General features: G+C 69.1%; 22 protein-coding genes and 1 pseudogene. 13 read left to right on the top strand and 10 right to left on the bottom strand.

Translation table 11 applies throughout. The features are described from left to right. Positions 1-49 precede the first annotated feature (49 nt). From NS2_RS00325 to NS2_RS00315, 3 genes are all read right to left on the bottom strand, one after another. Positions 50-376, bottom strand: a complete 327-nt coding sequence (locus tag NS2_RS00325; protein WP_033085709.1) for a cupin domain-containing protein — start codon at positions 374-376, stop codon at positions 50-52. A 113-nt stretch (positions 377-489) separates the two neighbouring features. Then, positions 490-993 (bottom strand): dihydrofolate reductase, encoded by a 504-nt coding sequence (locus tag NS2_RS00320; protein WP_036546060.1) that lies wholly within the window; start codon positions 991-993, stop codon positions 490-492. Next, complete coding sequence (locus NS2_RS00315; RefSeq protein ID WP_147207041.1) at positions 990-1,796, bottom strand: thymidylate synthase; 807 nt, start codon at positions 1,794-1,796, stop codon at positions 990-992. The genes NS2_RS00320 and NS2_RS00315 overlap by 4 nt, the downstream gene beginning before the upstream one ends. 45 nt (positions 1,797-1,841) lie before the next feature. Here NS2_RS00315 and cobF point away from each other — a divergent pair, with 45 nt between their 5' ends. The 3 genes from cobF to NS2_RS00295 all read left to right on the top strand — a co-directional run bounded on the left by cobF (position 1,842) and on the right by NS2_RS00295 (position 4,035). Next, entirely contained in the window at positions 1,842-2,606 is a 765-nt protein-coding gene (gene cobF, locus NS2_RS00310; RefSeq protein WP_036546065.1) for a precorrin-6A synthase (deacetylating), read from the top strand. A gap of 151 nt (positions 2,607-2,757) precedes the next feature. Beyond that, positions 2,758-3,111 carry a VOC family protein gene (locus NS2_RS00300; protein WP_033085713.1) on the top strand — a complete coding sequence of 118 codons (354 nt, stop codon included), beginning with the start codon at positions 2,758-2,760 and terminating at the stop codon, positions 3,109-3,111. A gap of 57 nt (positions 3,112-3,168) precedes the next feature. Next, a complete protein-coding gene (locus NS2_RS00295) occupies positions 3,169-4,035 on the top strand; it encodes an Fpg/Nei family DNA glycosylase (RefSeq protein WP_033085714.1) in 867 nt (288 codons plus the stop codon). On the opposite strand, the gene NS2_RS00290 is transcribed toward NS2_RS00295, so the two are convergent. Continuing rightward, a complete protein-coding gene (locus NS2_RS00290; RefSeq protein WP_033085715.1) occupies positions 4,028-4,720 on the bottom strand; it encodes a pyridoxamine 5'-phosphate oxidase family protein in 693 nt (230 codons plus the stop codon). The two genes, NS2_RS00295 and NS2_RS00290, sit on opposite strands and share 8 nt — an antisense overlap. Positions 4,721-4,802: 82 nt before the next feature. Between NS2_RS00290 and NS2_RS00285 the strand changes: the two genes are divergently transcribed. The 4 genes from NS2_RS00285 (at position 4,803) to NS2_RS00265 (ending at position 10,086) form a co-directional block, all read left to right on the top strand. Next, positions 4,803-5,498, top strand: a complete 696-nt coding sequence (locus NS2_RS00285; RefSeq protein ID WP_052085984.1) for a DUF4184 family protein — start codon at positions 4,803-4,805, stop codon at positions 5,496-5,498. Further along, complete coding sequence (locus NS2_RS00280; RefSeq protein WP_033085716.1) at positions 5,495-6,664, top strand: alpha/beta hydrolase family protein; 1,170 nt, start codon at positions 5,495-5,497, stop codon at positions 6,662-6,664. Before NS2_RS00285 ends, NS2_RS00280 begins: the two co-directional genes overlap by 4 nt. A gap of 45 nt (positions 6,665-6,709) precedes the next feature. Continuing rightward, the gene (locus NS2_RS00275) at positions 6,710-8,353 is read left to right on the top strand and encodes an aminotransferase class I/II-fold pyridoxal phosphate-dependent enzyme (RefSeq protein WP_261772250.1); all 1,644 of its coding nucleotides are present in this window, start codon (positions 6,710-6,712) and stop codon (positions 8,351-8,353) included. A gap of 119 nt (positions 8,354-8,472) precedes the next feature. After that, positions 8,473-10,086 carry a carboxylesterase/lipase family protein gene (locus tag NS2_RS00265; protein ID WP_033085718.1) on the top strand — a complete coding sequence of 538 codons (1,614 nt, stop codon included), beginning with the start codon at positions 8,473-8,475 and terminating at the stop codon, positions 10,084-10,086. Positions 10,087-10,092: 6 nt separating this feature from the next. Here NS2_RS00265 and NS2_RS00260 read toward each other — a convergent pair whose 3' ends face one another. Together NS2_RS00260 and NS2_RS00255 are read right to left on the bottom strand one after the other, a co-directional pair. Then, positions 10,093-11,364 (bottom strand): condensation domain-containing protein, encoded by a 1,272-nt coding sequence (locus NS2_RS00260; RefSeq protein WP_036546074.1) that lies wholly within the window; start codon positions 11,362-11,364, stop codon positions 10,093-10,095. Between the two features lie 95 nt (positions 11,365-11,459). Next, positions 11,460-12,224 (bottom strand): crotonase/enoyl-CoA hydratase family protein, encoded by a 765-nt coding sequence (locus tag NS2_RS00255; protein WP_033085720.1) that lies wholly within the window; start codon positions 12,222-12,224, stop codon positions 11,460-11,462. 115 nt (positions 12,225-12,339) lie between these two features. Here NS2_RS00255 and NS2_RS00250 point away from each other — a divergent pair, with 115 nt between their 5' ends. The 3 genes from NS2_RS00250 (at position 12,340) to NS2_RS00240 (ending at position 16,177) form a co-directional block, all read left to right on the top strand. Continuing rightward, positions 12,340-12,969, top strand: coding sequence for a TetR/AcrR family transcriptional regulator (locus NS2_RS00250; protein WP_033085721.1), 630 nt, complete (start codon positions 12,340-12,342; stop codon positions 12,967-12,969). Positions 12,970-12,982: 13 nt separating this feature from the next. After that, the gene (locus NS2_RS00245) at positions 12,983-14,605 is read left to right on the top strand and encodes an acyl-CoA dehydrogenase family protein (RefSeq protein ID WP_033085722.1); all 1,623 of its coding nucleotides are present in this window, start codon (positions 12,983-12,985) and stop codon (positions 14,603-14,605) included. A gap of 189 nt (positions 14,606-14,794) precedes the next feature. Then, entirely contained in the window at positions 14,795-16,177 is a 1,383-nt protein-coding gene (locus NS2_RS00240; RefSeq protein WP_071811584.1) for a DUF1731 domain-containing protein, read from the top strand. A 69-nt stretch (positions 16,178-16,246) separates the two neighbouring features. On the opposite strand, the gene NS2_RS00235 is transcribed toward NS2_RS00240, so the two are convergent. Then, complete coding sequence (locus NS2_RS00235; protein WP_071811585.1) at positions 16,247-16,576, bottom strand: helix-turn-helix transcriptional regulator; 330 nt, start codon at positions 16,574-16,576, stop codon at positions 16,247-16,249. Next, positions 16,573-16,956, bottom strand: a complete 384-nt coding sequence (locus NS2_RS00230; RefSeq protein WP_033085761.1) for a type II toxin-antitoxin system RelE/ParE family toxin — start codon at positions 16,954-16,956, stop codon at positions 16,573-16,575. The genes NS2_RS00235 and NS2_RS00230 overlap by 4 nt, the downstream gene beginning before the upstream one ends. 138 nt (positions 16,957-17,094) lie before the next feature. Between NS2_RS00230 and NS2_RS00225 the strand changes: the two are divergent. Together NS2_RS00225 and NS2_RS00220 are read left to right on the top strand one after the other, a co-directional pair. After that, a pseudogene (locus NS2_RS00225) lies at positions 17,095-17,844 on the top strand (cytochrome bc1 complex cytochrome b subunit); the annotation flags it as partial. Continuing rightward, positions 17,841-18,080 carry a hypothetical protein gene (locus NS2_RS00220; RefSeq protein ID WP_033085724.1) on the top strand — a complete coding sequence of 80 codons (240 nt, stop codon included), beginning with the start codon at positions 17,841-17,843 and terminating at the stop codon, positions 18,078-18,080. The pseudogene NS2_RS00225 and the gene NS2_RS00220, both read left to right, overlap by 4 nt. Here the strand turns inward: NS2_RS00220 and pcrA are convergent, their stop codons facing one another. Then, a complete protein-coding gene (gene pcrA, locus NS2_RS00215) occupies positions 18,081-20,552 on the bottom strand; it encodes a DNA helicase PcrA (RefSeq protein WP_036546081.1) in 2,472 nt (823 codons plus the stop codon). Between the two features lie 320 nt (positions 20,553-20,872). On the opposite strand from pcrA, the gene NS2_RS00210 reads away from it, so the two are divergent. Then, on the top strand, positions 20,873-21,178 hold the full coding sequence (locus tag NS2_RS00210; protein ID WP_033085726.1) for a chorismate mutase: 306 nt from the start codon (positions 20,873-20,875) through the stop codon (positions 21,176-21,178). 201 nt (positions 21,179-21,379) lie between these two features. Here the strand turns inward: NS2_RS00210 and NS2_RS00205 are convergent, their stop codons facing one another. Continuing rightward, positions 21,380-21,826, bottom strand: a complete 447-nt coding sequence (locus tag NS2_RS00205) for a PaaI family thioesterase (RefSeq protein ID WP_045435819.1) — start codon at positions 21,824-21,826, stop codon at positions 21,380-21,382. Positions 21,827-22,026: the final 200 nt, after the last annotated feature.

Genomic DNA, 22,026 nt, shown 5'->3' with positions numbered 1-22,026 from the left:
TGCCCCGACCCCGACAACCGAATCGCCCGGTGGCCCCGAGGCGGTCGCGCTACTTGGCCACGGTCAGCAGAAACGCCACGTCATCGATGGCCTTCACGCTGTGGCGGGCGTTGGGGATCACAATCAGGTCGCCCGCCGAACCCTTCCACTCATTGGTGCCGCTGATCAGGGTGAGCACCCCGCTCAGTACGACGAGGGTGGCCTCGCCGGGATTCTCATGCTCGGCCAGGGTCTGTCCGGCCGTCATGGCGATCACCGTCTGGCGCAGGCTGTGGGTGTGGCCGCCGTAGATGGTCACCGAACTGCGTCCGCTCGAGGCCGTGGCCGCCAGCTTCAACTGCTGGCGAGCGACCGCGGTCAGCGATTTCTTGTCCATGGACTGCCTTTCGCCGGAGTATCGCTGAGTATGCCGGACGCGACCGGACCGATCCGCGGTTTCGAGGCGCGTGTGCAGGAATTGCCGGACCTGGGATGGCGGCGTTATCGGACTTACCGCAACCCCGGGGAAACGCGGCGATAACGGCGGAAGCGGTAGCGCAGACCGCTCGTCGACTCCAGCCAGGCGTTCTCGTCGGCGCGCCAGGCCGGGTCGATGTCGGGGGCGAAGGTGTCGCCGTCGATATCCGCGTCGACCTCCGTGACCACCAATTCGGTGGCCAAAGGCATTGCCGCGCGGTAGATCTCACCGCCACCCATGATCCACACCGAGAAATCGCCGACCAGTTCCAGCGCCTCGGTCAGCGACCCCGCCCGCTCCGCACCGTCGGCCGACCAGTCGGCCTGCCGGGTCACGACGATATTGCGGCGACCCGCCAGCGGCCGGAATCGCGCGGGCAGCGAATCCCAGGTCTTGCGGCCCATCACCACCGGATGCCCCAGGGTGACGTCCTTGAAGTGCGCCATGTCCTCGGGCACCCGCCACGGGATGGTGTTGTCCCGCCCGATGATTCCCTTCGGCGTCTGCGCCCAGATCAGCCCGATCGTGCGGCTCATACGGCGACGGGCGCCTTGATCGCCGGATGGTGCTGGTACCGCTGGATTTCCACGTCCTCATACGCGTAGTCGAACAACGTCGGCGCGGGCCGCAGGTGCAGCTTCGGGAACGGGTACGGCTCGCGGGTCAGCTGCTCGCGCACCTGCTCCACGTGATTGTCGTAGATGTGCACGTCGCCGCCGGTCCAGATGAATTCACCCGGCAGCAGTTCGGTCTGCTGCGCCACCATGTGGGTCAGCAGCGCGTAGCTGGCGATATTGAACGGCACGCCCAGGAACAGGTCGGCGCTGCGCTGATACAGCTGGCACGACAGCTTGCCATCGGCCACGTAGAACTGGAAGAAGGCGTGGCAGGGGGCCAGCGCCATCCTGTCCAGCTCCGAGACGTTCCACGCCGAGACGATGATGCGGCGCGAATCCGGATCGGTGCGCAGCGTCTGCAGCACCTGCGAGATCTGATCGATGTGGGTGCCGTCCGGGGTCGGCCAGGACCGCCACTGCACGCCGTAGAACGGGCCCAATTCGCCGTTCGCGTCGGCCCATTCGTCCCAGATGGTGACGCCGTTGTCCTGCAACCACTTCACATTGGAGTCGCCGCGCAGGAACCACAGCAGCTCGTAGACGATCGACTTGAGATGCACCTTCTTGGTGGTGATCAGCGGAAAGCCCTGCGACAGGTCATATCGCAGCTGATGGCCGAAGATGCTGCGGGTGCCGGTTCCGGTCCGATCCGCCTTGGGGGTGCCGGACTCCAGCACCAGTCGGAGCAGGTCCTCGTATTGGGTATCTCGAGCGCTCTCCACGCCTGGCAACCTTACCCACCGGGTGGCCTGGCAAAGTTACCCACCGTGCGGAAACTGTTTGTGATCGGAATCGGGGCGGGGGACCCGGACCAGGTGACGGTGCAGGCCGTCAAGGCAATGCGCCAGGTAGACGTGTTCTTCGTCATCGGCAAGGGGGCCGACAAGCAGGAACTGATGGACGTGCGCGCCACCATCCTCGCCGAGCACGCGACCCAGCCGCACACGATCGTGGAGATCCTCGACCCGCCGCGCGACCGCAGCGTGCCGGGCAGCGGCGCGGACGCCGCCTACCAGGGCGCGGTCGCCGACTGGCACGAGGCGCGGGCCGAACTGCTGGAACGGGCCTTCACCGAAACCGACGGCGTGGGCGGCATTCTGGTGTGGGGCGACCCGGCGCTGTACGACAGCACGCTGCGCATTGTGGAGCGGGTACTGGAACGGGATCGAATCTCCTTCGATTGCGAGGTGATTCCGGGCATCACCAGCGTGCAGGCGCTGGCCGCGGCGCATCGCATCGTGCTGCACGAGATCGGCGAACCGGTCCACATCACCACGGGCCGCAAGCTGCGCGAGGAGGGCTTGGCCGACGGGCAGTCCACGCTGGTGATGCTGGACGGGGACTGCTCGTTCAGCCAGGTCCCCGGCGACGACATCCATATCTGGTGGGGCGCCTACCTCGGCATGCCGGACGAGGTCATTGTCGAGGGCCCGCTGCGGGTGGTCGAGGGCCGGATCCAGCGCCGCCGCGCCGCACTGCGCGAGGCCAAGGGCTGGATCATGGACATCTATCTGCTGCGCCGGGGGCTGTAGCGATTCACTCGCGGGCCGCGCGGGCGCGTTCGATCTCGTTGATGTGCTGCTCGGTCCACTGCCGCAGGGCCGCGATGGGGTCGGCGAGGCTACGGCCCCAGCGGGGTGAGCTTCCGCGGCACCCACACCAAGCCCGAGGCAGAATGACCGCATGGAACGAGTGCTCGGCATCGGCGGCTATTTCCTGCGCGCCGCCGACCCCGAGGCCCTGGGCGTTTGGTATCGCGACTGCCTGGGTCTCGACGGCGACGAACACGGTCTCTGGCAGCAGCAAGCCGGACCGACCGTGTTCGCCACCTTCGAGTCCGATACCGACTACTTCGGATCCCGCACCCAGCAGACCATGCTCAACTTCCGGGTCCGCGACCTCGACGCCATGCTCGCGCAATTGCGCGCCAAGGGCGCCGACGTCGCCGACGAAACCCAGGACGTGGACGGCATCGGCCGCTTCGGCTGGGTCACCGACCCCGCGGGTAACCGGATCGAGCTGTGGCAGCCCGCCTGAGCTGACTCGCCCCGCCGGTAGAAGGACAGTGTCGGTCCTGGTCGGTAGGCTGCGGGGGTGCCCGAATTACCGGAAATCGTGGCGCTCGAGCAGTTTCTGGCCGAGCATGCGGTGGGCGCGGTCGTGGGGCGGGTCGATGTGGCGGCGCTGAGTGTGCTGAAGACCTTCGATCCGCCGGTGACCGCGCTGCAGGGGCGTGACGTGACCGGGGTGGGGCACTGGGGCAAGCATCTCGGAATGGATTGCGACGGGCTGTGGTTGATCACCCACCTGTCGCGGGGCGGCTGGCTGCGGTGGATCGACGAACCGGGAGCCAATCCGCCGAAACCGGGTAAGGGGCCGCTGGCGCTGCGGGTGCACTTCTTCACCCCCGAGGGGTCCACGCCCGCATTCGATCTCACCGAGGCGGGCACCAAGAAGCGGTTGGCGGTGTGGGTCACCGCCGACCCGCTCTCGGTGCCCGGCATCGCCCGGCTGGGGCCGGACGCCCTGGCGGTGAGCGAACCGGAATTCGCCGAGATCCTGCACGGCACCTCGCAACGTGTGAAGAACGCCCTCACCGACCAGACCCTGCTCGCGGGCATCGGCAATGCCTACTCCGATGAAATCCTGCACACCGCAAAGCTTTCCCCCTTCGCCAACTCCGGCACCCTCGACGCCGAACAGCTGGCCCGCCTCTACTCCGCCATGCGAGCCAGCCTCTCCGACGCCATCCAGCGCTCGGTGGGCCAAGACGCCGCCCGCCTCAAGGGCGAAAAACGTTCCGGCTTCCAGGTTCACGCCCGCACCGGCCTACCCTGCCCCGTCTGCGGCGACACCGTCCGCGAAGTCTCCTACGCCGACAAGTCCTTCCAGTACTGCCCCACCTGCCAGACCGGCGGCAAGATCCTCGCTGACCGCCGCATGTCCCGCCTGCTCAAATAGCGGCGGGCACGGCGTCGCTGCACCTTTGCAGGACATGGGCGGGGACCTCGATGCCCGGGTCCAGGTCGTCGGACGGGATCGGGGCGTCGAAGACCTGGCGGATGGGCAGTACGCCCGCCCAGACACCGCCGGTGGCGATGTCCTCGGCGTCGTCGCGGGGGCCGCCGGTGCGGACCTTGACCGAGGCTTCGGTGAGGTCCACGGCCAGGACCATGGTGGCGGCCATTTCCTTCTTGTTGGGGGAGCGGACCGCGTCCCAGGCGCCGGGGGCGGCCTGATCGACGATGATGCGCAGGGCGTGCATGCGTTCGTCGGGATCGGTGAGTTCGGTTGGGCGGGCGTGGATTACGGCGGAGCGGTAGTTCATGGAGAAGTGCATGGCGGAGCGGGCGTAGACGATGCCGTCGACGTGGGTGACCGTGAGGGAGACGTCGCCGGTCATGGCGGCGCGCATATTGCCGGAGCCGGTGGAGCCGTGCAGGTAGAGGGTGTCGCCGTCGCGGCCGTAGATGGTGGGAAGGACCACGGGGGTGCCGTGCAGGATGACGCCCAGGTGGCAGAGCAGGCCGGCGTCGAGGATGGCGTCCAGGTCGGCGCGGTCGGTGCGGCCCCGCTCCTTGGACCGGGTGAGGCTGCTGCGCGGGGTGGGTGACAATGGGGTCCGGGTCGAAGCTGTCTCACTCATGACTCCAGTTTCGAGGGGGAAATGGCATTCCTGAATAGCCAATTCCACGCAAGATCTACAGACCACTTTGGGGGGTCGAGTCGTGCCGTTCACGCTCGCGCATCCGGCCGCCGTCCTGCCGCTGCGGCGGGCGCTCTGGTTTCCGGGCCTGTTCGCCGGGAGTATCGCGCCGGATGTGCCGTACTACCTGCCGATCGGAGTGACCGGAGAGCTGACGCATTCGCTGCCGGGATTGCCCGTGGACGTCCTGCTGGGCGCGATCCTGGTCGGCATCGCCTGGGCCCTGCGGCGGAGTGTGGAGGGGATGCTCGCGAAGGCGATCACCATGAGCCGACCCGGACCGGTGGGTGCGGTAGCCGCCCTGCTGATCGGCGCGGTGACGCACCTGGTCTGGGATGCCTTCACCCACACCGACGGCCTCGCGGTCCGGCACTGGGAACTGTTGCGGGAGTCGGTGATCGGGCCGCACCGGGTCTACAACGTGATCGGCTATGTCTCCTCGATCGGCGGAATGCTGCTGCTCGCGGGCTGTCTGGCGGTCTGGTACCGCCGCGCCCGGCCCGCGCCCGCCGATCCCCGGCGCGTCTGGATCCTGGTGTCGCTGACCGGCATTGCCCTACTAGCCGGTCTCCTTGCCCGAACCGATCCGGTGGCGCGGATCAGCCTCTACGATTGCGTCCGGCACATGCTGATCTACGCAATCACCAGCGCCGGTACGGGTTTCGTCGGGTACGCACTCGTAGTCGCGGCAGCTTCGGTCTCCAGGGGACATCGTTGATCGCTCGACTCATCGCCACGGCCGCGACGGCGGCCACTCTGCTCACCGTGACCGGCTCGGCCGCCCATGCCGGGCCGATCGGGATCACCGTGCTACCACGCCCCAGCGGCCAGATACCGGTCGGCACAACGACTCTGCACCTGGTCGACGGGAACCGCCCCGACCCGTTCCATCCCGACCGGTCGCGTGAGCTGATGGTGTCGGTGTTCTACCCGGCCGCCGATGTCGAGCACTACCTGCGCGCGCACTACGTCTCCAGCCAGCTGGTCCCGGCCCTGGAACAGCAGATCGGCGTGGAACTGCCGGGGCTGCTGACCAATTCGTACTCCGACGCGCCCGCGCTGGCGGGCGGCGGTTATCCGGTCATCCTCTACTCGCCGGGCGCGGGCGTCACCCGCCTGCTCGGGACCGGCCTGGCCGAGGACCTGGCCAGCCGCGGCTACGTGGTGGTGACCATCGACCACACCTACGAGACCGCGCCCGCCGTGGAGTTCCCCGGCGGTCGCCTGGCTCAATTCGAATCGCAGCCCGAGGGTTTCGCGCCCGCGTTGCGTCAGCGCTACATCGACGCCCGGCTGCCCGATGTCGGCTTCGTGCTGGACTCGCTGACCGTGCTTGCCCAGGGCGGCAACCCGGACGCCGAACAGCGCGCCCTGCCCGCCGGGCTCGAGCACGCCCTGGACCTCGCCCACGTCGGCATGGTCGGTCACTCCTCCGGCGGCTACACCGCGGTCGAGGCGCTGCACGACGACCGCCGCATCGGCGCGGCCGTCGACCTGGACGGGCAGCTCGGCGTCGATCGAGACTTCGGCCGCGCCGCCACCGCGGGCGTGGACCGCCCGGTGCTGGTGCTGACCAGCCAGCAGATCGAGGAGGTCGGCGACGCCCGGCCCTCGCTGGACGCCTTCTTCGGGGTCGGCACCGGCTGGAAACGGCAACTGTCCCTGCGCGATTCGGCCCACTACGACTTCACCGACCGGCCGCTGCTCATCCCCGACGCCGCGCACCCGGTGGACCGCCGCAATATCGGCGTCATTCCCGCGGCCCGCGGCGCGAACCTGGTCCACGGCTACGTGGCCGCACTCTTCGACAAATTCCTCCGGGCCCGCACCGATACCCTGCTCGACCGCGCGCCCACCGACCCCGAGATCATCGTCCTGCGCTGAGTGGCATTCTGATAGTGACCGGTTCCCGATCGATCAGGAGGCCACTTGCGGGGAAATCGCCTGGCCGACGAGGACCTGCCCATCACCATCGACCGCACCGGCGGCGTACCGCTGGCCGCCCAGGTGGCCGCCGGTCTGCGTCGTGCCGCCGCCACCGGAGCGCTGCGCGGCGGAGACCGGCTGCCGTCCTCGCGAGACCTGGCCGATCGGCTCGGGGTGAGCCGGACCGTGGTCACCGCCGCCTACGACCAGCTGCACGCCGAGGGCTGGCTGGACGGCCGCCACGGGTCGGGCACCTATCTGACGGCCGCACCCGCACCGGTGGGCGCGCCGACCGATGGGCCCGAACGCATCGACCCGCTGTCCGGCCTGCTGGATCTGGGCGCGGGCGCACCCTCCATCGAGAACCTCGACCCCGCCGCCTGGCGGCGGGCCTGGCGCGCGGCCTCGGATCGAATCCCGTTGATCCGCAAGGACCGCCGCGGCGAGCCCGAGTTCCGCGAGGCCGTGGTGGAGCATCTGCTGCGGCATCGCGGGCTGGGCGCGGGCAGCGGCACCACCGTGCTGGCCACCGCCGGAACCAGTGCGGCGGCAGGCGAACTCGCCGCCGCCCTGCTGCGACCCGGCGACGTGGTGGCCATCGAGGACCCCGGCTACCAGCGCGCCGCGGGCGCCTTCCGGGCGGCGGGCCTGCGCCCGGCGCCGGTTCCGGTGGACGCCGAGGGCCTGCGGGTCGACCTGCTGCCCGAGTCCACCCGCATGGTGTATTGCACTCCCGCGCACCAGTTTCCGCTCGGAGCCCGGATGCCCGCCGCCCGCCGGGTCGCGCTCGTCGAATTCGCCCGCCGCACCGGCGCACTCGTGGTCGAGGACGACTACGACGGCGAATTGCGCTACGACACCGCCCCGCTGCCGCTGCTGGCCACCCTGGCCCCCGACGCGGTCGTGCACCTCGGCACCACCAGCAAGATCCTCACCCCGACCCTGGGCGTCGGCTGGCTGGTCGCCGACCCCCGCGTCACCGAGGCCGTGCTCGCCCATCGCGAACGCACCGGCACCAGCCCGGCCCCGGCCGGGCAGCAGGTGGTGGCCGAACTGGCCCGCCACGGCGACCTGGCCCGCCACCTGCGTCGCCTGCGCCGCGAAATGCCGCACCGCCGCGCCCTGGTGGTGGAAGAACTGCGCGGGCGCGGCCTCGAGGTGCGCGGCGACGATGCCGGTTCCCACGTCTTCGTGCCCCTGGCCACCCCCCGACCAGGAGGACCGCGCGGTGGCCGCCGCCCGCGAGCTCGGCGTCTACCTCGACGCGCTGGCCCGTCACCACGTCGGCCCCCGCCATACCTTCGGCCTGGCCCTGGGTTACGCCGCACTGCCGCGCGCGGACCTGCCGAAGGCCGTCCGGTTGGCCGGGGATGCGCTGAGCCGGGTCGTACAGTGGACCGCATGACCGAAAAGGACATCCACGCGCGCATCAAGGAACTCGTGGATCGCGAGCACGAGTTGCGCGCCAAGACCATCGGCGGTGACCTCGACCCGGAGACCGAGCGCCGTCAGCTGGCCGAGCTCGAGGTCCAGCTCGATCAGTGCTGGGACCTGCTGCGTCAGCGCCGCGCCCGCCTGGACCAGGGCCGCAACCCGGACGAGGCCCAGGTGAGCTCGGCCCGCCAGGTCGAGGGCTACCTCCAGTAACGGTTCAAAGCTCTTCGATTCCGGGGCCGCCCCGGTGGGGCGGCCCCGGAACCAGTTTGTTGTGAGTCCGGGGCCGAAGTCCCTGGGAGGCCGCCGTGCTTGGGCTTACGCTTTTTGGCATGGTGGCAATGACAGACATCACGACCGCGGACGGCGTCGTCCGCGGAATCCGGGGCCGCCGCGTTTCACGCTGGCGGTCCATTCCATTCGCAGCGGCTCCGATCGGCGAGTTCCGATTCCGCGCGCCGCAGCCGGTGCAGCCGTGGAGCGGTGTGCGCGACGCCACCGACTTCGGTTACGCCGCAATGCAACACCGCGACGGCGCGCGCACCGGGCCCCGGCAGATTCAGCCCACCGGCGAGGACTGCCTGACGTTGAACGTCACCGCGCCCAACGAGCTTTCGTCCGTGCCCCGCCCGGTCATGGTGTTCATCCACGGCGGCGGCTATATGATCGGCACTTCCGCCCTGCGGCTGTACTCCGGTGCCCGCCTGGCGCTGCGCGGCGATGTGATCGTGGTGTCGATCAACTACCGGCTCGGCGCCTTCGGCTATGTCGATTTCGGTGAATACTCCACGCCCACCAGCCAATTCGACTCCAACCTGGGGCTGCGCGATCAGGTCGCGGCGTTGGAGTGGGTGCGGCGCAATATCGGCGCGTTCGGCGGAGATCCGAACAATGTCACCATCTTCGGCGAATCCGCGGGCGCGCACGCCGTGCTGGCGCTGATGTGCACGCCCGCCGCCGCGGGCCTGTTCCATCGCGGCATCGCCCAGAGCGCGCCCGCCGACTGGGCCCCGACGCAGGCCGAGGCCCGGCTCTTCGCCCGCCGCTGTCTCGACCGGCTCGGCGTCACACCGGAGGACGCGGCTCAGGTCCTGCGCACGGCCCCGGCCAACGACATCCGCCGGGCCGTGGACCACACGGTCGCCCAGGTGATGCACGAACAGCCCGGCCTCTTCCCGGTCGCGCCGACGGTCGACGGCGAATACCTGCCCACCGGCCTGATCACGGCCTTCACCGATGGCACCGCGCACCGGGTGCCGCTCATCATCGGCACCAATCGTGACGAGGCCACCCTCTTCGTCCGCTTCGACGACACCCTGCCCACCACCCCCGACCGCATGCGCTGGCTGCTGCGCCACGTCGACCAGGCGCTGAGCGAGGGCGGCGACAGCCCCATCTTCACCAAACTCGGCCAGACCATGCCCACCTCGCCCGAGCGCCTGCACGAGGCGCTCGCCGATTCCGGCGTCGCCATCGAATCCCGGGTCACCGCGGCCTATCCCGGCTTCCCCGGCAAGAAGGCCACCGTCCGCATGGGCGGCGACTTCACCTTCTGGCGGCCGTCGGTGCGGGTCATGGAGGCGCACAGCCGCTTCGCGCCCACCTACGCCTACCGCTACGACTTCGCGCCGCGCGCAATTCAATTGGCGGGCTTCGGCGCCACCCACGCCCTGGACCTGATCCCGGTCTTCGGTGCGGTGGACTCGCCGGTCGGCCGGGCCATGACCGCCGCGGGCGGTCACCGCGGTTTCCGCTCGGTCTCGCGTCAGTTCCAGGACAATTGGCTGGCCTTCGCGCGCAACGGAACTCCGCTGCCGAACTGGCCCGCGTACACCGAGGATCAGCGGGCCACCATGGTGCTGGACGCGCCGGCGCGGGTCGAGAACGATCCGGATCGCGCCAAACGTCTTGCCTGGCAGGGAGTCCGGATTCCGGTTCTCGCCTGAGCGGCGTTACCAGGCGGTCCCGCGCAGGCCGTGTTCGGCCAGCGCGGTCCGGGCGAGCGCGCTGAGCGCGGCCGGGGTGGGGATCGCCCGCGGATCCAGGCTCACCAGCGACAGCGTGTAGGTGTCGGCGATGCGGGTCAGGTATCCGGAGAGCCGGGTGCGCGGCAGCGCGTCCGGCCGCAGGCCGGGATGGATGGCCCGCGCCGCCAGTCCGGTGCAGCCGTGCGGGCCCAGCGCCAGCAGCGACTCCGGCAGGTTTCCGATATTGGAGCACAGGATGTCCCGCTCGCCCGCGCCCTTGGCCAGCCGGTACGCCCAGCGGTCGGGGACGACCTGGAGGATCTCCTCGGGGATGCCGCCGGGGCTGGTCATGCGGTGCTCGTAGGCCGCGCGGGCCTTGCGGCGCAGGGTCGCCGGGGTGTCGTCGCGGGTGATGGCGACCTCGGTCATGGACATGTCGTTGTCCACGCGGGGTTCGTCGCGGGTGTCGACCGGGAGACTGGCCGCGATGGTGTCGCTGGGAAAACCGCTGGCCCACAGCATGTTCGCGACCAGATGCACGAACAGGCTATTGGCGGTGCCGCCGTGCGAGACGGCGACACGGTTCCAGTCGCGGGCCGGAATCTCGAGGATCGCGCCCGAGGTTACGGCCGCCCCACCGGTAATCGTGCCGCCGGGCAATGATTTCCGATCCGTCGGCGGAGCCTTTCGATCCGGTGGCGAACTCGGTCGTTCCGGAATGCCGTGGCGCAGCGCCCGGGCGGTCCCGCCCAGGACGGTGGCCCACATGCGTCGCGCGTCGGCCCAGTCCGAATGGCCCGCGGGCGGGGCCGCGAGCGGCGTGCCCGACAGTGCGTTGTCGATGGCCAGGGTCAGCGCCCGCCCGTCGGCCAGTGCGTGCGAGCAGGTCAGGGCCACCACGCGGCCGCCGTCATCGAGCCGCGCCGCCGAGAGCCGCCAGCCCGGCCCGGTCTCCGGATTCAGCTCCGCGCCCTGCCGATCGGCCCAATCCAGGACCGCCGCAACCGGTATCGGATCCGGGCCCATGGTGAACGGGTGGGCCGACTCGTTCGGCTGCCAGCGCGGGCGCGCCCCCGGCACCCGGGAGCGCACCACCCGCCGCCCGAGCGGCCCGGTGCGCAGATCCCGGTGTACCCGCCAGAGCAGGGCGGGATGCACGGGTTCGGCGGTACGCCAGAGTCCCTGCAGGACGATCGGGGTGCCGAGGCCCCGATGCGACCGCAGGAAAATCTCGTCCAGTACGCTCAGCCGATTCATCGAACGGCAAGCGTACCGATCGGTTCCATGGCGCGCCGCCGGACGTATTCGGGGCTACCCCGATTCATGCGCTCGCACGAGAGATCCATGCGCCCTCACGAGGCCGGGCGGCCGTGTCGGCCCGCACCGGAGGCGAACCGCTGCGCCCCGTCCAGGGCCCCGTCCATGAGCGCCTTCATGCCGTGCCGCAGCTCGTTGGCGATGGCCTCGGGCTCCTCCAGCCCGTCCTGCTCCAGCACCGACATGCGATCCGAACGCAGGCAGGTCTGCGGCAGCGCGGCCAGTTCGAGCGCGAGTTCCTCGGCGGCCCGGCGGGATTCGCCGGTCGGCACCACCCGGTTGACCAGGCCGATCTGCAGGGCCTCGGTCGCACCGACGGCGCGGCCGGTGAGGATCAGATCCATGGCCCGGCCCTCGCCGATGATGCGGGGCAGCCGCACGGTGCCGCCGTCGATGAGCGGCACGCCCCAGCGGCGGCAGAAGACGCCGAAGGTGCTGTCCTGCTCGGCGACTCGCAGATCGCACCACAGCGCCAGTTCGATGCCGCCCGCGACCGCGTAGCCGGAGACGGCGGCGATGACGGGCTTGGACAGCTTCATGCGGGTGGGGCCCATGGGGCCGTCGCCGTCCTCGGTGACCGCGTTGGAACGCTCGGTGCCAAGGGCTTTCAGGTCCGCGCCCGCGCAAAAGGTGCCGCCCTCGCCCCACAGCACGGCGACCGCCGCGGTGGGGTCGGCGTCGAAGTCGCGGAAGGCGTCGGCCAGGGCTTTCGCGGTCGGTCCGTCGACGGCGTTGCGGGCCCCGGGGCGGTGCAGGATCACGGTGTGGACGGGGCCGTTGCGCTCCACTCGTACTGTCACCGGGCCGACGTTACGCCGTACAAGAGGATTGCGGCGCGGAGCGCCTCGATTGAAGGGTGGCGGTGGGCGACGCGTGGGCTTGCGTCAAGAAATGAATTGATGGTTCACTTCTTGCATGGCCTATCGCAGAACACCCGCTGTGCAGGCGCGTCTGGACGCGCAGGCGGGGTCGATCGTGCGGGCGGCCATGACCGTGCTGTCCCGCGACGGCTTCGCCGGACTGTCCATGGCCGCGGTCGCCGCCGAGGCCGGGGTCGCGACCGGCACGGTCTACAAGAACTTCAGCGGCAAGGCCGAATTGGTGACCGCGGTGTTCCGCGAGGTCGTCACCCGCGAGGTGGACGCCGTGGCCCAGGCCGGGGCGGCGGGGGAGGGGCGGACCGCCCGCGACCGGGTCACCGCGGCGGTCGAGACCTTCGCCGGGCGCGCGCTCAAGAACCCCAAACTGGCCTACGTCCTGCTGGCCGAACCCGTGGATACCGCCGTTGACGCCGAACGCCTGCGCTTCCGCCGGTCCTTCGCACAGACCTACGTATCCGCCATCGCCGACGGCGTCGCCGATGGCCAACTGCCGCCGCAGGATCCGCTCACCTCCGCCACCGCGCTGGTCGGCGCGATCGGCGAGGTGCTGGTCGGGCCGCTGTCGGAGCAGTTGCAGAGCGAATCCGTGCTGCCGGAACTGGTGGCCTTCGCCCTGCGCGCACTCGGTGTTCCACCCGAATCACGCGGCTTCCCACACGAATAGGAGTCACTCCGCAATGCACACGCACGATGTCTTCAACCAGGTGCCGCCCATCTTCCCGTTCGACAACTCCCGCAATCCGGCCTTGATCGAGGGCCTGCACCGGGAGGGCGCGGGCTGGGCCGAGGCGGAAGTCCGGGAACTGGGTGTGCTCGCGGGCGGCACCGAGGCGCAGGAGTGGGGACGGCTGGTCAACGAGAACCCGCCGGTCCTGTACACCCACGACCGCTTCGGCAATCGCATCGACGAGGTGGAGTTCCACCCGTACTGGCACAACCTCATGGAAACCGCTGTCGCGCACGGCCTGCACGGCGCGCCGTGGCGCGACGACCGGCCGGGCGCGCACACCGCCCGGGCCGCCAAGCTCTACGCCTGGGGCATGTCCGACGCCGGGCACATGTGCCCGATCTCCATGACCTACGCGGTGGTGCCCGCGCTGCGCCACAATCCGGAACTGGCCGCGAAATACGAGCCGCTGCTGGCCTCGCCGGTGTACGACTTCGGCCTGCGCGAGCCCTCCACCAAGGCGGGTCTCATCGCGGGCATGTCCATGACCGAGAAGCAGGGCGGCTCCGACGTCCGCGCCAATACCACCACGGCGACACCGCTTTCCGACGGCACGTACCGCATCGTCGGCCACAAGTGGTTCACCTCGCACCCCATGGGCGACATGTTCCTGACACTGGCCCAGGCCCCCGGCGGCCTGTCCTGTTTCATGCTGCCGCGCGTGCTGCCCGACGGCACCCGCAACGCGCTGCGCATCCAGCGTCTGAAGGACAAGCTGGGCAACAAGTCCAACGCCTCCTCCGAGCTGGAGTACGAGAACGCCATCGGCTGGCTGGTCGGCCAGGAGGGCGCGGGCGTGAAGACCATTATCGAAATGGTCAATATGACCCGGCTGGACTGTGTGATCGGTTCGGCCACCGTCATGCGCACCGGGGCCGTCTTCGCCACCCATCACGCCCGGCACCGCATGGTGTTCGGCAAGCACCTGGTCGACCAGCCCGCCATGCGAAATGTGCTGGCGGACCTGGTGATCGAGTCCGATGCCGCGGCCACGGTCATGCTGCGCCTGGCCGGGGCCACCGACCGCGCCGACGCCGATCCGGCCGAGGCCGCCTTCCGGCGCATCGCACTGGCCGTCACCAAGTACTGGGTGTGCAAGCGCGCCCCCGCGCACGCGGCCGAGGCCCTGGAATGCTTCGGCGGCAACGGCTACGCCGAGGAGTCGGGCATGCCGCGGCTGTACCGCGAGGCCCCGCTCATGTCCATCTGGGAGGGCTCGGGCAATGTGGCGGCGCTGGATGCCCTGCGCGCCATGGGCCGCCAGCCCGAGACGGTCGAGGCCTTCTTCGCCGAGGTCAACCTGGCGCGCGGCGCGAACCGCCACCTGGATGCGGCCATCGACCGAATCGGCAAGGAGCTCACCGATTTCGCCGATATCGAATACCGTGCCCGGCGTGTGGTGGAGCTGATGGCGCTGGTACTTCAGGGTGCCCAGCTGGTCCGCCACGGTCACCCGGCGGTGGCCGATGCCTTCTGTGCCACCCGGTTCGGCGGTGACTGGGGCATCGCCTTCGGCACCCTGCCCACCGGCGTGGACGTCGAGGCGATCATCGAGCGCGCCTACGTCGGCTGAGGTGGATGCGGTCCGCTGATCCGGCCGGGCAATGCGCCGATCGGCTCAGGGATATCCTCCCTCACCCTGCGGTGGCGCGGGGTGTCATCAAGGGCGGAAATCCGTTGTATCCAGAAGCGCGGCTGATGGATCGGCGTTGCGACGAAGGCCACGCTTCCCGCGGTAGCCCAGCGGTTATAGCGTCGGGTTATGCCTCGTACAACGACGTACAGCCAGTGGATCGCCCTGCCGCCGCGGCAGCTGTGGACGGTGCTCGGCGATCCGGCCCGCTGGCCCGAATGGAATCCCGCCGTCGCCGCCGTGACACTGCACGCCGCGCCCGGCGCGGGCGTCACCGGCGACTATCTGCCGCGCGGGCGCGTCAACGGGGCGGTGCACGGGCGGCTCGCGAAACCGTTCACGCTCTCGACCTTCGTGCCCGAGCGCGAAATCACCATCGAGCAGCCCGAACCCGCGGGCGCCATGCGCATGCGCTGGGCGCTCACGGCGCGCGACGGCGGCACCCTGCTCACCCAGCAGCTCACCTTCACCGGTGTCACGGCCGCGGCCATGCGCAAGGTCGTCGGCGACCGGCTCGAGACCGACACCCACACCTGCTTCGCGCGTCTCGCGCAACTGGCCGGACTCGAACCGGCGGCCGACGCCCTGACGGTCGTGATCGCCGGTGGCACCGGCGCGCTGGGCCGCACCCTCGCCGCCGACCTCACCTGCCGGGGCCAACGCGTGGTCATCCTCACCCGGCGCACCGTGCCGGAACTGCCCTACCCGCAATGCGAATGGGACGGCCGCACCGTCGGCGCGTGGTCGGACGCGCTGCGGAATCCCGGCCGCACCGCGGTCATCAATCTCGCGGGCAAACTCGTCGACTGCCGCCCCACCGCCCGCAATATCGCCGAATTGCGCCGCAGCCGAGTCGATTCCACCCGCGCCCTGGTCGAGGCGTCGAAGAGCTTGGACCGCCCGATCGACCACTGGATCCAGGCCAGCACCACCGCCATCTGGGCCGACGCGGGCGAAACCCGCTGCACCGAAGCGACTCCGCTACCCGAGCCGGGCCTGCCCCAGATGCCCGGGGTGGCCGCGCCCTGGGAGGCGGCCTTCGAAGGCGCGAACGCCACCCACCGGACCATCCTGCGCACCTCGATCGTCCTGGACCCCGACGCACCCGCCATGAAACGCCTGGTGGCGCTGACCAAGGCCGGACTCGGCGGCAGCGTCGGCAGCGGACGGCAGTGGTTCAGCTGGATCCACCTCGACGACTGGCTGGCCATCGTCCGCTCCGGGCTCGGCCTGGACCCACGGGTGACACTGCCCAACGGCGTGGTCGTCGCCGCCACCGACTTCCCGGTCCGGAACAAAGAACTCATGACGACTCTGCGCAGGCAGCTGCGCCGCCCGTGGTCGCCGCCCACCCCGGCCCCGGCCCTCACCATCGGCGCGGTGCTCCTGCGCACCGACCCGGCGCTCGGTCTGACCGGTCGGCACGCCACCTCGGAAGTACTGCGGCACAACGGCTTCCGCTTCCGCTACCCCACCCTCGACGAGGCCCTGTCGAACCTCCTGCCGAGGTGATCGGGGCGCGATGATCCGCCATCGGAATCGTGGCGATGACCATCGCTGGATTCGGTGGGTGCTCGGGATCTAGGCGACCTTGATCGTATGCTGACCGACGCTGAGAGTGATCTCGACACGACCGCCAAGGGCTTCGGCGTAGGCGCGGAGCGTGTCGAGTTCCATTGCGCCGAGATCGCCGTTCTCGATCTGCGAGACACGAGACTGCGAAACCCGAAGGGCGGCGGCAACATCGGCTTGGGTCTTGCCCGCCGCCTTACGGAGTTCCTTCAGATGGTACCCCGCGATGTAGGCATCGAGGTGTGCGGCCGCCTCGGCTCGTACCGCGGGATCCGCCAGTTCCGGATGTAGGCGATGGGCTTCCGCCTTGATGTCACGCCAGTTACGCGCGGGGCTCATGGCTGCTCCTCCTGCTGCCTCATGTCTTTTTCGGCTCGATAGTCCGCGTACCGATGTTCAGCCAACGGAATCGCCTCTTCGTACCAACGAGTCCACCGACCGGCCTTGTCGCCGGCGACCAAAACGATGGCTTCGCGGTCCGGGTCGAAGACAAACAACATCCGGATCTCCGAAGAACCGCGGGAGCCGGGCCGCAGCTCCTTCAGATTGCGTAGTCGGCTGTGCTCCAGCGTATCGACGAGTGGACGACCGAGCGTGGGGCCCACCTCGGCAAGCCTGTCCAACGCCTGCTCGACCAATGCCGCCGTTTCTGGATCCGACTCGCACAGCTTCATGAACCAGTCGTCGACCGGCTCGAGCAGCGAGATTTCCCCGGGCACACGCAAAATATAATACAGGGGTTATGTCCGCTGTGGCACTTCGCCAGCTTCGCTGGTTCGTTGCGGCCAAAGTGTGCTCACTCGACGGTCGGCCAGGCCGACTTCCCGGTCGGCATCAAGGAATTCCGGTCCCCGGCAATCCCCGCCCAGATCTCGGCGGGATCGCAGCCCGACTTCTACATGATGTGGACCGACGGCCTGGCCCGGCTCATGCCGCCCTGGGAGATCTACCTCGGCGGCTACACCATTTCCGCGGCCTTCTGGGTGGCCATCATCGTGGGCCTGGTGCTGGTGGTCATCCCGATCTACCCGTGGATCGAGAAGCGGCTCACTCGCGACACCGCGCGTCACAATCCGCTGCAGCGGCCGCGAGATGTGCCGGTGCGCACCGCGATCGGGGCCATGGCCATCGCCTTCCACCTGGTGCTCACCTTCGCCTGCGTGAACGACATCATCGCCTTGAAGTTCGATGTCTCGCTGAACGCGACCACCTGGTTCTTCCGGATCGCACTGCTGCTCCTGCCACCGCTGGCCTACGCGGTCACCTACCGGTTCCGCCTGGGGCTGCAGCGCAGCGATCGGGCGGTGCTCGAGCACGGCATCAAGACCGGCATCATCAAGCGGCTGCCGCACGGCGAGTACATCGAGGTGCACCAGTCGCTCGGACCGGTGGACGCGCACGGGCATCCGATTCCCCTGGCGTATCAGGGCGCTGCCGTGCCGAAGAAGATGAGCAAGCTGGGCTCCGCGGGCAAGTCGGGAACCGGCGGGTTCCTCATCGCAGACTCACCCGAGGAGCGCGCGGCGCTGGATGTCGTCCATCATCATGAGGAACAGGCGCAGCTGGCCATGCTGAAAGCCAAGCAGGACACCGGGAGTCGAGGATGAAACTCCGGACACGCACCGACGACGGCGACTTCGGGCTGCTCGTGCCCGCGGCCACCGTCTACGACATGACGTCCGCACGCACCGTCCGGCAATTGCTGCGCACGCACGGCGTTCGCGCCACCATGGGCCGGACCAGCATCCACCGGTGGCGGAACATCAAGGACCGCTTCCAGATTCTGGTGTTCCCCGAGGACGCCGTACGCGCATACGACGTCCTCCGGCTCTACACCAGCTGATCAGAGCTTGGTCAGGGTTCGGCTGTATTGGGGGATCAGCCGGATCTTGCCTGCCGTGCCGAAGTCGATGGTGACCGTGGCCAGCGCGCCGAAGCCCTCGGCGGCGATCACTCGGCCCAGCCCGTACTTGTCGTCATTGACCCGGTCGCCCACGGCCAGTACCAGATTGGTGTTGTTGCGCTTGCCGGAGGCGGCCGCGGCGGGAGCGGGGCGGCGCTCGCCACGCACACCCGGGCGCTGCTCGGACCAGCCGTCGCCGCGCGTCCAATCCCGTTCCAGGCCATCGTCCTCGCCGCGGCGGCGGAAGCCGCGCGAAGCTTGCGAGGGTGCGGGCTCCAGACGGCGCCAGTCCAGCAGGTGGCCCGGAATCTCCTGGAGGAAGCGGGATTCCGGATTGGAGACCGGCTGACCCCAGCCCGAGCGCACGATCGCGCGGGTCAGGTACAGGCGCTTGCGGGCGCGAGTGATGCCCACGTACGCCAGGCGGCGCTCCTCCTGGAGTTCGGTGGGATCGCCGAGCGCGCGCATGTGCGGGAACTGCCCGTCCTCCCAGCCGGTCACGAAAACCACCGGGAACTCCAGGCCCTTGGCGGTGTGCAGGGTCATCAGGGTGACCACGCCCGAACCCTCTTCGGGAATCTGATCCGCGTCGGCCACCAGCGAGACGCGCTCCAGGAACGCGGCCAGCGAACCCGGCTCCGGCTCACCCTCGGCCTGCTCGGGCAGGATGCCCTCGGCGCGGGCCGCCTCCACATTGTTGCGCGCCTCGGAACTGAATTCGCGTGCGACGCTGACCAATTCATTGAGGTTGTCGAGCCGCGCACCGTCCTGCGGATCGTCGGAGGCCTCCAGCTCGGCGCGGTACCCGGTGCGGTCCAGCACCGCCTCCACCACCGAACCCACGTCCGGGAAGTCCATGTCTTCTTGCTTGCCCGCCGCCCGGATCTCTTCCAGCAGCTCCAGGAAGCCGGAGATCGCCCGCTGCGAACGGGTATTGAGCAGGGCCACCTTGCCCTCGGCCGCGTCCCGGAGTGCCTGCGCGAAGCCGATATTGCGCTGCTCGGCGTGCACGGCCACGCAAGCCTCCGCGCGATCGCCGATACCGCGGCGCGGAGTGTTCAGCACCCGGCGCAGGCTCACCGCGTCGTCCGGATTCTCCAGCACCCGCAGATAGGCCACGATGTCGCGGACCTCCTTGCGCTCGTAGAAGCGCACACCGCCGACGACCTTGTAGGGCAGGCCCATTCGGATGAAGATCTCTTCCAGCGCCCGCGAATTGTTGTTGGTGCGGTAGAAGACGGCCACATCCGCGTAGTTGGCGTCGCCCTGGTCGACCAGCTTGTCGATCTCGCGGGCCACGAACGAGGCCTCGTCGTGCTCATTGTCGGCCACGTAGCCGACGATCAGATCGCCGTCGCCCGCATCGGTCCACAGCTTCTTCTCCCGCCGCCCCTCGTTGCGGGCGATGACCGCGTTGGCGGCGGTCAGAATGTGCTGGGTGGAGCGGTAGTTCTGTTCCAGCAGAATGGTTTCGGCGTCCGGGAAGTCGCGCTCGAACTCCTCGATATTGCGGATGGTCGCGCCGCGGAAGGCGTAGATGGACTGGTCGGCGTCACCCACCACGCACAGTTCCGACGGCGGCACCCGGTTGTCGTCGTCGGTCTCGGTCGCGTCGCCCCACAGATTCCGGTGATGGCCCACCAGTTCGCGCACCAGTACGTACTGGGCGTGGTTGGTGTCCTGGTACTCGTCGACCAGCACGTGCCGGAAGCGCCGCCGGTAGTACTCGGCCACCTGCGGATGCCGCTGCAGCAGCGACACCGTCTCACCGATCAGATCGTCGAAGTCCATGGCATTGGCCGCGCGCAACCGCCGCTGGTACTCGTCGTAGACCTTGGCCACGATGCGCGGCAGCTCGGCGTCCTCGGTCTCGGCGTCGGCGGCGGCCTGCTCGGGATCGATGAGCTCGTTCTTGAGATTCGAGATGGCGGTGGACAGCAGCCGCGGCGAGTACTTCTTCGCGTCGATGTCGAAATCGCGAATGATCATGCCCAGCAGCCGGCGCGAATCATCGGCGTCGTAGATGGAGAAGTTGGAGTTCAGCCCCGCCACCAGCCCGGCCTGGGTGCGCAGGATGCGCACACAGCTGGAGTGGAAGGTGGACACCCACATGCCCGCCGCGCGCGGGCCGACCAGCCCGGCGACGCGTTCGCGCATCTCCGCGGCGGCCTTGTTGGTGAACGTGATGGCCAGAATCTCGCCCGGCCGCACCCCGCGCGCGTCGAGTAGATAGGCGATGCGACGGGTGAGCACCGCGGTCTTGCCCGACCCGGCCCCGGCCACGATCAGCAGCGGGGTGCCCGTATGCATCACCGCAGCACGCTGTTGTGGATTCAACCCCTCGAGCAATGCTCCGCCTCCCCGCGCTTGCTCGACCATCTTCTGCTCGTCCCGTGCCACCGTCGTGTTCATCGCCCATCCACGCTACCGGCGCACACCGACAGGCGGCGGACCGGATCGCACAGGTGTCCGATAAGTGCCGGTCCGGCGAACTCCCGGTGAACCGGGCCGGGTGCGAAAACTCAGAAGATTCACACACGAACCCGTTTTGCTTGGGTCATCATGCGTGGCACACTCGTCCAATGACCGGGTCGATTGCGACGCATTGCACCTGAGCACCATCCCGGGGGGACAATGTATGGCCAACAGGTCAGATTCTTGGTGAAGAACCGATCGGTAACAGCACGGGTCCACGCGCCGATCGACGTTCGGGACCACGAGGAGTTGAAAGAATGAGCATCTCGACGACGGGACATTCCGAGTCCGCCACCGGGTCGGACTCGGCCCTGCCCTCCGAGGCTGAGATCGAAAAGCTGCGCTTGGAAATCGACAAGCTGGACGCCGAAATCCTCGCCGCCATCAAGCGCCGCACCGAGGTTTCGCGCATCATCGGGCGGACTCGAATGGCGAACGGCGGGCCCAAGCTCGTCCACTCCCGCGAGATGAAGGTGCTCGAGCGCTTCAGCGAGCTGGGCCAGGAGGGCCACACCCTGGCGATGCTCCTGCTCCGCCTCGGTCGCGGCCGACTGGGGCATTGAGAACCCTCGTTAACGCGCAGCACCGCTCGCTCCGATACAACGAGCATGCCACCGCGTCCTAGCTGCGGCTTGTTCGCGGGCTCCTGCGAGTGCCTGTGAGTTGATCTCGCCTCATGCCTGCTGCATGCGGAGCCACGGATGCAGCCTTCCCAGGCCGCCCCGGGTGTCTCGACCCCGGGGCGGTTTTGCCTGTTCCTGCGGTCAACCGCCGATAATGAGCAGCGTGGTGGTGGCGGTGGCCACGGCCTTGCCGTCGGCCGAGCGAATGTCGGCCTCCGCGAAGCAGATCCGCGAGCCGGGCTTGACCACCCAGCCGTGCACCAGGAGCTCGTCACCCGCGCGCACCGCCCGCAAATAGCTCACCTTGATCTCGATGGTGGTGAAGCCGACGCCGGCGGGCAGCGTGCTGTGCACGGCCGCCGAGGCCGCCGAATCGAGCAGCATGCTGATAAGTCCGCCGTGCACCACGCCGATCGGATTGACGAACGATTCGTCGGCCACGCAGCGCATGAGCACGTCGCCCGGCTCGATGTGGACGGCCTCCATCCCGGCGGTCGAGATGATGGGTGAGACCGGCAACTTGCCCTCGGCCATCGCGGTCAGATAGTCGGCCCCGCTCATGGCCAGCCCGAGGGTGACCGTGGTCATCGGGTCATGCCAGGTCACCGTGCGTTCTCGCAGTTCACCCCAGGTATCGGGGTCGCCGAGCACGGCCGTCGTCTGCTGCTGTCCTATGCTGCTCTCCTCGTGAGCGAAGGTGTCCGAGGTCGGACGAGCCGAACGTAACACTGTTTCGAAACACTGTCACGATTGAGATCCGGAATCGTGACGCTGTTTCGATAAACTGC

Source organism: Nocardia seriolae NBRC 15557, assembly GCF_007990715.1.
GTDB lineage: Bacteria > Actinomycetota > Actinomycetes > Mycobacteriales > Mycobacteriaceae > Nocardia > Nocardia seriolae.
Note: the sequence above shows the minus strand (reverse complement) of the source record. Positions and strands in the feature narration are given on the sequence as shown.